The organism is Thermospira aquatica, from assembly GCF_023525255.1.
Taxonomy (GTDB): Bacteria; Spirochaetota; Brevinematia; order Brevinematales; family Thermospiraceae; genus Thermospira; species Thermospira aquatica.
Window position 1 is genome coordinate 2,328,180 of record NZ_CP073355.1, and the last position, 13,960, is coordinate 2,342,139.

Consider the following 13,960-nt stretch of genomic DNA (forward strand, 5'->3'; position numbering starts at 1 on the left):
ACCATCTCTTGAGATTAAAATACAAACTCTCTCAAAAAAGGTCAAATGATAATGAAAAATCCAATCAAAGCAGAAAAATCACAATCAATACACACTTTTCAAAAACACATGCTCTCTTCACTTAGATCCCCCCTCTCAAGAATTCCGAAGGACTTTCCTTGTTTTCAAGAAAACCATACCTTAAAACCCTCCTATACTGTCATAGAGCCATAAGGCCACAGGAAGAGAAGCTATCATTCCAATCACACTCCAGAGAAAAAAGGCCTGAACAACCTCCCTTTTACCCCCATATCGTTCTACAAGTACGGGAAGTGCCGTCACCGGTGGAAGCGCACTCTGAAGAAACACAAGAAACTTAAGCATTGGCGGAATTGGCAAAACACTCACAAAACCAAGATGCACGAGAGGAAAAAGTACATTTTTTATCAAAACGAAGCGTAAGAGGATCCCCACTGGTAATACCAGCCCTTTTTCTCTGTCAAGATACACATTGCCTCCAATAACAAAAAGCAAAAGGGGGATAGAAAGAGCCCCAATACGTCTTGCCAGATCAACAAGAAACTCTGGCACCCACGAACGCAGACCCGCATAATGAATAAGAAGACTCCCCACAAGAATCACCACCAATGGTGGAAGAAAACGCCTCTTTGTGGGAGACTGCGAGGGTTTTGCCCCATACACTACCCCAAACAAGGGAAAAAGAAAAAACGAAAACAGCATGGTAAACAAAAACAATTCGACCGTTATCCCAGAATTTTCAGGAAAAAGTACAGGAAGCAAAATTAACGGAATAAAAATAGCATTAGGATATACCAGGGAAACGAATACCTCCCTCCGGTACTCCGAGGGAAAAAACAATGATGCTATCCTTCCTAAAAACATCAAAAACACAAAACTCCCTACCCACACCAATGGATAAACCCACCAGAGAGGATATCTCCCGGGTGAAAACTGATTCATCATATCATAAAACACTAGCGCCGGTACAGCCAGGTCTAAGGAGAGAAAAGAAAGCGTAGAGAGAGCCTCCCTGGCTATAGTTTTTCTTGCAAGCAGGAAAAAACCCACTACCCCAAGTCCGACAAAAACCCCTACCGCTTCAAGCGTTTTCCAGAAAATCATGCCACTCCTCCAATTTTTCCACCTCTTTTGTGAGGCTTTCTCTAGCCTTCCATAAACGCCAGGAAAACATAAGCCCACCCAAACCATGCAAGGGATGAGATAAAATTTTTTTCCACACCACATGTTGCCAATCCTCAAAGATATAAGCCAGTGATGGGAGTCTATCTTCCGGACCATCTGTTACAATGCGCAATACTGAAAGCTTTACACCCAGTCTGGCACACTCCTCCGCATGAGTTGCTGTTTCCATGTCAATAATCTCTGCATGAGGATGGGCAACCCTCAATCGACGTTTCTCACCCGCATCCGTCCATTCTCTCACCTCAAGCCCAATACTTCGATGAAGTTTTCCAACAGGAAAAAGAGAAAAAACCTTCCCTTGATACGTTATCACCTTGTCAAAGGTTACAATTTTCCCCGGTGGAAGAGATTCACAAAGTGAGCCTGCAAAACCTATCAGTAACATTTTTTCTATCTGAATAGCCATCCTTTCCAGTCTGCGATAAAAACGAGTTACATTTGATTTTCCTACCCCTGTCACCCCCACCAGCCTTTCTTCGTCCATGGGGATAAAAGCAGGCATTTTTCGCTTTAGAGAATGAGCCAAACTAGGGGGTAATTCCATAGGAAGTGCCGCAACAAGCAGTCGTTTTTTTTCCATACTTCCTCTAAAAAAAGGGGCTGCCTTTCCGACAGCCCCATGTTTTTCCTTAGTAAACCTGGACCTCTTCTCCCAGATCAAAAGCCAGAGAATCGTATCCCTGATTGAGCGCCACGGAAACAGGCAACTGTTTTGCGGACGGTCCCCAGAGTTGACGTGGCCCTGGACTGGTAAAGTGATCCTTCTCCGCCCAAACAGCCCGTCGGCTTGCAAAGAAAAGAAACGTGGGGGAATTGGTTTCCACGAGAGCCTTCTTGATCACCATTTCATCTTTTCCATGACGGCGCTCAATATTGAGAAGTCCTGTCAATGGAAGAGCAAGCACATTTCCTCCCTTCTGCAGGTCAGTAACTGCCACAATATAACCTGTATGCCCATCAAGAATCAGAGAACCCGCAGCAAGTCCCAGATTCAAGGTGTATGCAGCATCAAAGAGGGTAGGAGCACCACACCGACCTTCGTACCCAAAGAAATGGCTATTGGTAGCAAACTTAAACTTCTGAAAACGAGCATACTCTTCTGCCGTCATATTGAGATGACGCACTTCATCCTCATGACGTTTCATCTCATTGAGTCTCTCTTCTACCATAATGATCAAGAGACGTTCTGTCGGGATCTGAGAAACCTGGAGATTACCGTGCGAATCGCGATCGAGCAGCAACATGTTCTCAAACTCATCAGGAAGAGAAGCCATGAGTTTTGCAAGTTCTGCAGGCAGTTTCTTGTATATGAAGTCTTTCTTCTCGTCCATGGTGTGCATATTCTGAAGATCAACCTCGTAATGGGCCAACACCTCGTTCAATTCAGCAATAAGCTTCATCATCTCAGGAATAAACTCAATCAATCCCTCTGGAACTACTACCACCCCATGATTGATGCCCTTACTTGCACGTTTCGCAATCACATCAGCAATCGATTGCACAAGGGTACCGAGGGACATGTTCTTTTCCTTGACTTCTTCAGAGATAATGGTTATAGCAGGTCGGGTCTGAAGAGCCACCTCAAGAGCCACGTGACTTGCTGCACGCCCCATCAGCTTCACAAAATGCCAGTATTTTCTCGAGGACGGAGTATCCTGCAGAATATTTCCCACAAGTTCCGCATAGATCTTGGTAGCAGTATCAAAACCAAAAGAAATAGGAAGATACGAACCAATCTGCAAATCTCCATCGATAGTCTTAGGAACACCAATCACCTGAACACCCATGTCATACAAAAGTTCGGCCAAAATAGCGGCATTTGTATTGGAGTCATCTCCACCAATCACAACAATAGCGCTGAGATTGTATTTTTTGACGGTTTCCTTTACAGCATTAAACTGCTCGTCGGTCTTGATTTTTGTTCTATCGGAACCAAGAAAATCAAAACCTCCCGTATTCACAATCTCCTTCACCATCTCGTCGGTGATCTCAAAGAGTGTTCCCTCAAGTAACCCCTTGGGACCATTCTTTACGCCAAAAAGCGTATTTCCATCACCAAGGATCTTCTTAAGACCCACAACCACATTGTGACCACCGGCAGCTGGTCCGCCAGAAAAAAGGACTGCTACACGCTTCCCGGTTATCTTTTTCTCCAGATTGCCGGTAGCTTTAAGAATTTTGTTCTCTGTCTGAGCTACCGTCTTGGGGAATTGCGCATTGACAGCATCCTTGTCGCTTGTTCCAATCACCTCGCTCGACTTAGCAAAAACAGCGGGCACAATCTTGCCATTTTTAAGAAACACTTTGGCCACAGGGACCTTGAGTTTACGGATCTCCTGCTCAAAAAGTGAGCGGTGATCCTCCATAGCAATCAGCTTGTCCTGAAGAGACATTTTCTATCCTCCTCTAAAATCTCTACAAATATTATTCCTGTATCTGAACGACACCAAGACCACGGAAACGCTGATATCGAGCTTGTAACAGCTTGGGGATACTCACCCTGGTAAGCTCATCCAGATAACGAAGAAGCACTTTACGAACCGTCGCAATCATCTCCTCGGGATGACGATGAGCACCCCCAATAGGTTCAGGGATTATCTCATCAATCACACCAAACTTGAGAAGTTCTGGCGCGGTCAGTTTCAATGCCTCTGCTGCCCTCGGACCCTTAGAGGCATCGCGCCACAAGATCGAAGCACACGACTCGGGAGAAATCACAGAATAAATGGAATTCTCAAGCATGAGTACCTTATCCGCTACCGCGATCGCAAGGGCTCCACCACTCCCCCCCTCACCTATCACCGTCGCAATAATAGGAGTCTTAAGAGCCGACATTTCAAAAAGGTTTCGAGCAATCGCCTCACCCTGACCTCTTTCCTCTCCTTCCATCCCGGGATACGCTCCAGCAGTATCCACAAAGGTAAGCAAGGGTAACCCAAACTTCTCAGCAAGTTTCATGGCTCGTAGAGCCTTGCGGTATCCTTCGGGCTGTGGCATACCAAAATTTCGATACAGTTTATCCTTGGTGCCTTTTCCTTTCTCCTCTCCAATAACCACACAACGATAGTTCCCAAGGGTTGCAAACCCTGTAATAATAGCAGGATCATCACGGAAGTTCCTATCGCCATGGATCTCGAGAAAATCATCAAAAAGATTATCCCTATAATCAGAAAAAATAGGCCTATCGGGATGACGGGCCACCAGAGAAATCTGCCAGGGAGTAAGATTTTTGTAGGTCATCTCCAGCATATACTGAAGTTTTCGCTCCATCTCTCGAAGTTCGACTGAAAAATCACTATCCAGATGCTTCTTTAAATCTTCAATCTTTTCTTCCATCATCTGGATAGGCTTCTCAAACTCCAAATAAAACTTTCGCATCTTCGCACCTCTTTTGCAGTTTTTCTCTCAGACATCTATAAAAAAATACTCCTATATGATAAGAACAAATTTAATTTTGGTCAAGTTATAGCCGTTTTTTTACAAATTCTTACGGATATCTTTCACATAAAACCTGCACAAAAAACTATGAATACATTATTTCCCCAAAAAAATTCCGTGTCAGGTATCTCTAAAATCAAAATATACCCTCAAAAATCCCGTTGCGTCAAATAAAAAAGTACTCGAAATTCGAATCATTGCCTCATAAAAAAAAGTACTCAAAAATTCCATACAGTTTCCTCCAAATTTTTGTTTTTTACATTCTTTTTCTTTTGAAGGCTGAAAAGTTTTCTCTGGCAAGCCGTAATTTTTTGTCTTAGGTGAAACAAATCGAGAGCCTTATAAAGCCTTGTTAGGCGTTCCTTTTGTGCCTCACTTACATAAGAGCTTTCTAAAAGCCGTTGGTAGGGAGTTTTAATATCATCATGCTTCTTTTGCACCTTGCTTCCGATTCTCTTTTTCTCTGTCATTTTCATAACCGGTTGAAAAAAGTTGGCATAAAGCCTGAGATACGCATAGAGTCGGTTCAAGTAGTAGACTTCTTCCTCGGTATCGTAGCGGAAGTATCCAACATTCTGGCGGACTATGGAATAGTTTTTCTGCTCAACGTAGCAGTTATCATTGGAACGGGAGCTTCTCCCCCTTGTAAATTTTATCTGGTACTTCTCACACCAATCACGCAGAGGATGATTAATAAATTCAGCACCGGTATCAGAATCAATTCCCCGTAACTCAAAAGGAAGTCTTCCTTTGACTTTTTCTATGGCTTCTCTTACCCATTTTGAAGCCTTGTTTTTGATTGCCACAAGCTCTGTCCAACCGCTCCAAACATCCACCATATTTAATGTTTGAGCAAAATCTCCCCGGCTATTTCCTCCCTCATGGGCAACCAGATCAATCTCCATAAAACCAGGGCAATTTTCATCCCACTCTGCCCACGTGCGTATAGCTATTTGTTGCTTTAATAGCGTTCCAGGCTTTGTACCTTTTCGTCCTTTTATCTCAAGCTTTTTACGCTCATGTTTCAAAAGTCGGTCAATACTTGAAGCACTTATATGGCGCAAGTTTTCTATAGCCTGTGGAGAACCGTGGAGATGTCCGTTTGCTAAGAGATTATCTAAAACTTCATTTAAAATTGGCTTTAAACGTTTGCCACACATGTAGTTTTCAATTTCCCAGACCTTTTTTAGAAGTTTTAGTTCCTCTTCGCCGAATTTTTTCTTTCTGCCAGGTCTTTTGCCCTTTTTGGCTATATCGGCTTTAAGGTAATTTTTTTTGCCTACATAGATGGTTTTTCCGTGCTGCCTCAAGAGCCTGGCGGCATAGTTTCGGTTTTTTAAACCTGTTATCCTCACAAAATAATCCAGTATCTCCATTTTTTCCTTTTTGCTGGCTTTTTGATATTGTTTTGCCGTTTCCCTGTAAATAGGTCTCCTTTCAAACATCGCTAACTCCACCTTTTACCTCCAGTTCTTTGAACTGGATTATTTTACACAAATTTAAAGTACTTTTTTATTTTGAAGCAACGTTCCCTTTTCGAGTACTTTTATTATGAAGCAATTCGAAAATTGGAAAATCTTTTCCTTTTCCATTATACTCAATCAAAATACAAACCCAAAGGAGGGCTTATGAGAAACTTGAGTCGCGCTCTTTTCTGGCTTGGTTTTAGTCTTTTAGTAGCAGGATTGGTTATTGGTATCCTCGACAGAGAATGGACTCGTTTTTTCTTTAAAAACATTTATCTCGATCGTCAAATTGTTGTAGGTTTTCATCTCTTTATTACTCATGGACATATCTTCATGTTTTCTCTTTTTTCATTTGTATTAGCTCTTCTGTTCCGCGAACAATCTCAGGTTTCTTCCACTACTATGGCTCTCTTCTGGGTGTATGTAATAGGTGTTATCGCAACCCTTGGCCTCGGACTATACAAAGGACTGGCTCTCTCGGCTATGGTCGGAATGGATCCGAGAATAGGTCTTTTCCACGCCGATAAAATGCTTTTTGGGGGAAATAGTATCCTCCGTTCTTTACTTTATACGCTGGCTCATTCTACTATGGGGGCAGGTCTCATAGGGCTTTTTATCAAAGCATCAAAACCATACCAAAAAAACCCCCACTGAGATTCCTGAAAGGGAAAGCATGATGCTTCCTTTCTCCATCTTAAAACCAAGGAGGAAAAATGGCTCATGAAATCCAGCGATTAGAAGAGCTTCTCTCGTTTCTGGCAAGGCCATCGAAAGAAACCCCATCTCTTGTCTCTATAGAAACAGATTCTCTCTCACTTCTAGAGCATACCATACGAGCATTTTTTAAGCAAGCAATTCCTTCTAAGAAACTTCTGATCGTAAGCCTCAATAACGAGCCATATGAACCTTTTCTCACGATTATAAGAGAACTTATCACTTTCCTCCCCCAACAACAAAGAAAAACCATATTCCAGTCTCTCTCTGTCTCTCTTTTTGTTCGTGAGCTTCTTTTTTCAATTGTATTTGAACCGAATAATGTTAATCCCCAACTCTCTTTTCTTGATTGGTACTACGAAAGAGAAGAAGCCAATTACTTTCAAAAAGAGATAAACGAAGGTATTTTTGAACTTCTTGTCGCTCTTCAAAAGCGTGTATCTACCTTTGTCCTTATCCGCTGCAGCGACATAGCTTCCTATGCCTTCTTCGATTTTCTTCATTTTCTTCTCGAAAACACTCGATTTGCTGAAATTCCTCTCCTTCTCTTAATGGACATGCGGTTACTGGGCAATTTCCCAGAAGAACAATCAAAAAGATGGAATGCTCTTTTTAGCCGTCACCAGAAAAATACCTATAGTTTAAAATTCTATTTTTCCCAGAGTGTCCTTGAACAAGCTCCCTCTCCTCACCCTATTTCCATCGAAAAACAATTCTCTCTTTTTCGTCTCTATGAAAAATGCTGGGCTTGGGCTGACGTCAAAGCCCTCGGAGAAAAACTTCTCAAACAAGAATCTCTTCTTACGTCTTCTCAAAAAACGTATATTTTAACCAGCCTGGCAATTGGGTTAGCCCTTGAAGGATCTCTTGATGAAGCCATCTTTCTCATGGAAAAAACGATCTCCCTTCAACAAGAGCAAAATGATACCCATGCACTTCTTAGGGCGCAGATTCTTCAGGCCTACTTTTATCTCAGTAAAGACGCAGGAAGAGAAACCGCTCTCAAACTCGCCCGTCATACAGCCCTTCTTTGTCCTGCTGGAGAAAAACAGCTCAAGGTCCTCATTCAAACCCTTCTTTTTATGTGTGGAGACATAAATGAAGCGGATTTCCCTTCCTTTCTTAAGACTACGCTCCCCTATCTCAAACGCATCCACCCTCTCCTTTACATGTTTGTCACCAGCAATTTTTATTTTAGCATGATGCTCGGTGGACTTTATCCACCGGAAAAAACCATCCCATTGATAAAAAAATATCTCTCTTTTAGCAAAAAATATAGCCATCTGTACCGTCAAACCTTTTTCCTCCACCATATTGCCATATTTTACAGTAGAATCTATGACTATCCAAAAACTATTCGCTTCTACAAAAAATCTATTCAAATTCGCCAAAAACTTGGTGACCTCCGAAGACTCTGTCATGCCTATAATGGATTTGGATACGTTTATTTTGCTGCTGAAAACTTCAGCAAAGCTCACTACTACTATACAAAAACGCTCAAACTGAATATAGATATCAGAGATTATCGGGAACTCTGCATGAGCTTGATGAACGTTGTCCAGCTAGAAATGATACTCCATAATTACGACACAGCCGAGGATCTCCTCTCCTTTCTTATCGATCTGAAAACAGTTCTCGGCATTGCCTCTTTACCCATCCACTCAAACACCAAAATTTTTGCCCTTCACACCTATCTTCTGGAAAAGCTGGGAAAGTTTGTCCCGTATTACCATCAAATGAACGATGTTCTGCTTTCTCAGGAAAAGAAACTCTCTTCTCAAACAAATGAAGAGTATGCCTACCTCCAATGGTTTCTTGCCCGTTACTATCAACGATATATCGATACGAACAAAACCATCAATGCTTATGAAAATGCCCTCCAATACATCTCAAAGGAAGAATTCAACTATAATGAACTAGAAATCTGGTATGACTATCTCTCGTGGTTAAAAACGAATCAGCCCTCTCTCTTTGAAACCAAGAAAAACGAGTTTAAAAACCGTCTTGACTCCCTCCGACTTTTCTACTACCAGAATTACCTCACAGAACGCCATGTTCGTCCCCAACGACATCACTATCAAATCCCCAAAAAACATATACTTGAAACAGCAAGGCTTTCGGCACAAATCAGTGATATCCAGCAAACCCTGGAATCCCTTGATTTCATGAACCAGCTCCAGAAAACACTCCTCCGACAAAAGGAAAAAATCACACTTGTAACCGAGTCCATGCTACTCATCAAACGATATTTTCTTGTTGATTTTGTTGTATGTTATCTTGGTTCATTCAAAGACAATTTTCAAAAATGGGATCTCATCTATTCAACACATGAACCACGATACTTTCCCCCCGATCTTTATGAAAACATCCGTGGATGTTTCAAAATGGGCAAAGAAAAGCTCATTGTCGATCTTGAGGCCCATCATATGAAACTCCTCTTTCCAGGTTATGATAGCATTATGTATTTCCCTCTTTTTATCGAAGAACAGGCAGCAGGTTGTATCTTTTTCGCAAACCGTGAGAGAAAAAACGCTTTTTCAGAGCAGACATTTCAATCCATGCAGATGGCAGTAAAACAGATAAACACCATGCTCACCAATATCTTCTATGCTGAAATGCTTCACTACACGGCTCAAACTGATATGCTCACAGGATGCGCCAATCGACTCGCGCTTACCCGGCGGCTCGAAGAGGAAGAAGAGCGTGTCAAACGTTCAGAGGATTACAACTTCTCGATAGTTTTCACAGACATGGATAACTTCAAGTACTACAATGACACCTTTGGCCACAGTTTAGGAGATACTATCCTCCAGGAGTTTGCTATTTTCGTCCGTCAGCACATACGTAAGGTTGACCTTTTAGGAAGGTTTGGAGGAGATGAATTCGTGTTTATCCTCCCCAACACGAACCGACAAAAAGCTCTGAGGCTCATCCATCGTCTCTACCAGGCTCTCGAAGAAAACAAATTCTTTGATCGTATCATAAGCCAACATACCACCGAACCCATACCAGAAAATAAAAAACTCTCCATATCCATGGGAATTGCCGACTATAGACAGGCGGGCAGTCTCAACCATCTGCTTGAATACGCCGACATTGCCCTCTACGAAGCAAAAAAACGCGGAAAAAACATCGCCATGGTGTATAAAAATTAATAAAAAATTTCACTTTCAGAAAAAATATCCGTATTATATAGGTAGGAAATTCTCAAAAAGGAGGTTATATGAAACGGAGAATTTTCGTTCTTCTTGTTGTGGCTGGTTTACTAACGGGTAATCTCTGGGCAGAGGAAACCAACGAAACGGCAACCCAATCTGCACCCTCGCAGAGTAGCCTTCCCTTCAATTTTGGTTTCCAGGTAGGGAATATCACTATCGATGGAACGAATTATCTCTCTCTAAGACTCCAGCCAGATCTCTCTCTTGGTAAGTTTGGTATCGGTCTGGATCTCAACCTCGAATTTGATCCCAACTGGAATTTCCGTACGAGTGAATGGAACACATGGCAAGCTGTTCTTTCGAAAATTCTCTACATTCGTTACGGGTTGAAAAACGATCCCTTCTACATCAAGGTTGGGAATATTGACGATTTCACCCTCGGGAATGGCTGGATCATGCGCCGATTCTCAAACATGAGAGATTTCCCCTCTGTAAAAAAACTTGGGCTTGCTTTTGACATGGACTTCAAAATAGCGGGCTTTGAGTCTGCCGTGGACAACATCTGGGATTGGGATATCATGGGACTGCGTGCCTATGTACGCCCCTTGCAACCCACCAAAATCTTCCTCATTGAAAAACTCGAAATAGGAACGACGGTTGCTGCAGATCTTGATCCAGGCAACCCCACTCCCCCTGCGGATAAACCCTACCAGTTTACAGACAGTAATCAAAAGCCCGTGGTCGTGGTAGGAGCAGACATGAGACTTCCCGTTGTCTCTTCGCCTGTATTTAGCCTTGTCCCCTACCTCGATGGTGCCTTTATTCTCGGGAAGGGAACAGGGGAGGCAGTAGGTTTGCAGGGTGGTATTCTTTCCATCATCCCTTACCGCTTTGAAGTGCGCATCCTCCAGCCTCGGTTTGTACCAACCTACTTCGACTCCTACTATGAGAGTATCCGTTCTACCAAATATGATTCCCTCGACAATTATAGCAATCACTACGCGGGGTGGGCTTTCAACTCAGGGCTTTCCTTGATGAATGGTGCTCTTTTCTTTGATTTCACAATCGAGGATGATTGGGGAGATGCTTCTCTTCCCACTCTCAACCTCTCTCTCGGAGCAACAAAAGAGGTGCTTAAACTCTTTGACATCAAAGCCACATGGTCAAGACAAAATATTGCCGAATGGAGCGATGTCTTTAAGTATGAGAGTGAAAACTCTCAACTCGGGCTTCTCATCAACTACTACGCAAGCCAGAATCTCATTCTTGCTATCGAGTACAAACGCACCTTTAAACTTGATGAGAACGGTACCATTCAAAGCCTCACCACAACCAGTGTCAGCACACGGGTAACATTTTAGTGCTGAAGGAGGTGACATATGAAAAGAGCTATAATAGCGAGTTTCTTTCTGATTGGTCTTCTCTTTGGAAATACGGTGAAAGTAGGAAACTTTATTGGAAACTGCCAGTACAGTCTCGACGGACAAAACTGGCAAAATGTCGAATACGATATGGAGATACCTGTTTCGGCGTATGTGCGTGTTCCGGCAAATAATGACTCGCTCGAACTTATCTTAGGGGATGGGAGCTCGATCCAGCTGATTGGCAACACTGTTCTGCAGGTAGCAAGTATTCAAAAAGATGCCTCCTCGAAAAGTATGCTAAAACTTGTGCTTGGGAAGCTCTTTGCAAAAATTCCAAAAAAGAAAGGAGTGGTGCTGGAAATAGAAACAGAAACAGCTGTAGCCGCAGTCCGAGGAACAAGGTTTGGGGTGAGTTTTTTCCCAAGCGAAGGGGGGCTTGTTGTCGTCTCTGAAGGAAGTGTTGAGGTTGTAGATCCTGCGCGTACGCAAACTCCAAAACTTTTGAAAGCAGGTGAAAAGCTTCTTCTTCCCGCTACGGTAGCTCCTCTTCCTAATCCTCAACCCGCTTCCCCAGAGGAAATCATAAGTTTCGACGAGGAATATAAACCCACAGAAACTCCTCAAAAAGAACCATCCCCACCCGTTCAACCCACCACGCCTCTTCCCTCTCCCGAACCTTCTCCAAAGAAAGAAACGCCTGCCCCTCAACCGAAGAAGGGAGGATTCTCTTTTGATTGGGCTCTGGGAGGAGAGAATATCGATGGTCAAATCTGGAACAAGATAGTGTTAAGCCCTGTTTTAAGGCTGGGAGGTTTTGGGGTTGGACTTTACATTCCCATATACTTTATCTCACTTGATGATTTCGGATATCCATCCCGATGGTACAACTACAATGAATGGGATTTTGCCTCCCCTGTTGATAGTCTCCATGATCTCTTCCTGAAGATACGTTTCCTCGAGTATCAAAACAAGTGGTTATTTTTCAGGATAGGATCACTACCCAACATGACACTCGGACATGGAATTCTCATCAACAACTACGCTAACGACCTCGAGTTTCCCGCCGTTCGCAAGATTGGAGGTCAACTCAATCTTGACTTCCAGAGAGCAGGATTCGAGATTCTCACCGGCAACGCCTTTTCCTGGGATATGGCAGGAGCAAGATTCTTTATTCGTCCCTTCTACGGAACAGCATTTATAGGAAGGCTTGGAATCGGGGTTTCTGGTTTTTACGATCGTATTCCTGTGGCTCTATACACCAATCAGCAAATCGTTTTTGGCTACGGAGCCGATATAGATCTGCCAGTATTTGAGATAAGCGAAGACCTTTACATGGTGCTCTATTCTGATATTGCGACTCTTGGTTACCAAGATAAGGAACTTGGGATGAGCACAAACATGAAGGGTTTTGGCTGGGCAAGTGGTCTCAAGGGAAGTCTTGTTGTGCTGGATTTCAGAGCAGAATACCGTTACCTCAAAGAGGGATTTCTCATGAGTTATGTGGATAGTTTCTATGATGCAAGCCGTAGTCAGAAATATGCCCGGCTTCTTTTTACGGAGAGTGAAGACTACTCTGGTTTTCTCCTCGAAGCAGGCAAAACCTTCAAAGGACTCGGCTGGGTAAGTATGCGCTATGAGCATCTTTTCCCTCTCTATGAAACCAACCTCACGGTCAACATGAATACTCTCCACATGGAAGCAGGCCTTGAAAAGGGTGTGATCAAATGGGGATACGGGAGTATAGCTTACGACAGAGTCAACTTCAACCTGGGAGATCTCTTCACCTCCTTCCCGGGCGAGGGAAGTATCGTCAGTGCTCAGGTCTACTACGCTGTCTCTCCGGGAGCTTTTCTGGGAATTCAATTTAAACGATACTACGAAATCGATCCACTCACCGGCGCACTCACAGCCAAAGATACCTTTGGTATCACCACACAAATGGGATTCTAAAAACGAGGGGGCTGGTATATTACCAGTCCCCTTTTTATTTAAAAATCAAACCTGTCTTGTCATAAAAGAGCACAAAATCCATCGCCGCAAAAGGCACCCCAATATCCTCTGTCCACTGATGCAAAAGCCTTTCATACTCAAGATACCGTCTCTCAGAGAGAGAAGAAGGAAGTGGCACCCCAAAACGTTCATTCAACGTTCGCAGGACATGCCTGTCAAGAATAGCAAGCCCAAGTCCAAAACCAATATTTCTGAGAAAATGGCTTGCTTCCTTCCATCCGATGCCCTTCATGGTTGTCACCACCCATTCTCGCTGGGAAAAAGCATCTCCAAGCTCTTTTAACTTTTTCCCAAGAGAAAAGCCGGCTTCCATACACACCTTTCGGTTATACACAAGAGAGGCTGCCTTCGTATAACGAAAACGCACCCTATGAAGATGGTGGGACAATTCTTCCTCCACGCCCTCCCACAAGAGTCCCAAATGTTTGAGATGGTCGAGGGTCTTTTGGGCTTCCAGCGGTCGTGCCTGGGGTGTAAGGGTACAAAACACAAGCTCCTCAAAAAAAAGCTTATCATCATCCTGCTCTTTTACCCACAGAAATCTCTCAAGTCTTTCTTCGATTTCAAAGCGCTTTTGTTGATACAAAGCGATATATTTCTCATCAAG

Annotated in this window: 10 protein-coding genes; 4 read left to right on the forward strand and 6 right to left on the reverse strand. The window is 43.2% G+C overall.

What is annotated here, in order from left to right; genetic code table 11:
* Positions 1 to 180: 180 nt before the first annotated feature.
* From KDW03_RS11335 to KDW03_RS11355, 5 genes are all read right to left on the reverse strand, one after another.
* Entirely contained in the window at positions 181 to 1,122 is a 942-nt protein-coding gene (locus KDW03_RS11335; protein WP_271435187.1) for an AEC family transporter, read from the reverse strand.
* Positions 1,100 to 1,783, reverse strand: a complete 684-nt coding sequence (locus KDW03_RS11340; protein ID WP_271435188.1) for a nucleoside phosphorylase-I family protein — start codon at positions 1,781 to 1,783, stop codon at positions 1,100 to 1,102. The genes KDW03_RS11335 and KDW03_RS11340 overlap by 23 nt, the downstream gene beginning before the upstream one ends.
* A gap of 49 nt (positions 1,784 to 1,832) precedes the next feature.
* Positions 1,833 to 3,596, reverse strand: a complete 1,764-nt coding sequence (locus KDW03_RS11345; protein ID WP_271435189.1) for a diphosphate--fructose-6-phosphate 1-phosphotransferase — start codon at positions 3,594 to 3,596, stop codon at positions 1,833 to 1,835.
* A 31-nt stretch (positions 3,597 to 3,627) separates the two neighbouring features.
* Positions 3,628 to 4,581 carry an acetyl-CoA carboxylase carboxyltransferase subunit alpha gene (locus tag KDW03_RS11350; RefSeq protein ID WP_271435190.1) on the reverse strand — a complete coding sequence of 318 codons (954 nt, stop codon included), beginning with the start codon at positions 4,579 to 4,581 and terminating at the stop codon, positions 3,628 to 3,630.
* Between the two features lie 278 nt (positions 4,582 to 4,859).
* Positions 4,860 to 6,086: an integrase catalytic domain-containing protein gene (locus KDW03_RS11355; protein ID WP_271435191.1), complete on the reverse strand. Its 1,227-nt coding sequence runs from the start codon at positions 6,084 to 6,086 to the stop codon at positions 4,860 to 4,862.
* Between the two features lie 183 nt (positions 6,087 to 6,269).
* Between KDW03_RS11355 and KDW03_RS11360 the strand changes: the two genes are divergently transcribed.
* The 4 genes from KDW03_RS11360 to KDW03_RS11375 all read left to right on the forward strand — a co-directional run bounded on the left by KDW03_RS11360 (position 6,270) and on the right by KDW03_RS11375 (position 13,293).
* Positions 6,270 to 6,761, forward strand: a complete 492-nt coding sequence (locus tag KDW03_RS11360) for a hypothetical protein (RefSeq protein ID WP_271435192.1) — start codon at positions 6,270 to 6,272, stop codon at positions 6,759 to 6,761.
* 59 nt (positions 6,762 to 6,820) lie between these two features.
* Positions 6,821 to 9,976 carry a tetratricopeptide repeat-containing diguanylate cyclase gene (locus KDW03_RS11365; RefSeq protein WP_271435193.1) on the forward strand — a complete coding sequence of 1,052 codons (3,156 nt, stop codon included), beginning with the start codon at positions 6,821 to 6,823 and terminating at the stop codon, positions 9,974 to 9,976.
* 68 nt (positions 9,977 to 10,044) lie between these two features.
* Complete coding sequence (locus tag KDW03_RS11370; RefSeq protein ID WP_271435194.1) at positions 10,045 to 11,340, forward strand: hypothetical protein; 1,296 nt, start codon at positions 10,045 to 10,047, stop codon at positions 11,338 to 11,340.
* Positions 11,341 to 11,358: 18 nt separating this feature from the next.
* Complete coding sequence (locus tag KDW03_RS11375) at positions 11,359 to 13,293, forward strand: FecR family protein (RefSeq protein WP_271435195.1); 1,935 nt, start codon at positions 11,359 to 11,361, stop codon at positions 13,291 to 13,293.
* A gap of 34 nt (positions 13,294 to 13,327) precedes the next feature.
* Here the strand turns inward: KDW03_RS11375 and KDW03_RS11380 are convergent, their stop codons facing one another.
* Positions 13,328 to 13,939: an 8-oxoguanine DNA glycosylase gene (locus tag KDW03_RS11380; protein ID WP_271435196.1), complete on the reverse strand. Its 612-nt coding sequence runs from the start codon at positions 13,937 to 13,939 to the stop codon at positions 13,328 to 13,330.
* Between the last annotated feature and the right edge of the window lie 21 nt (positions 13,940 to 13,960).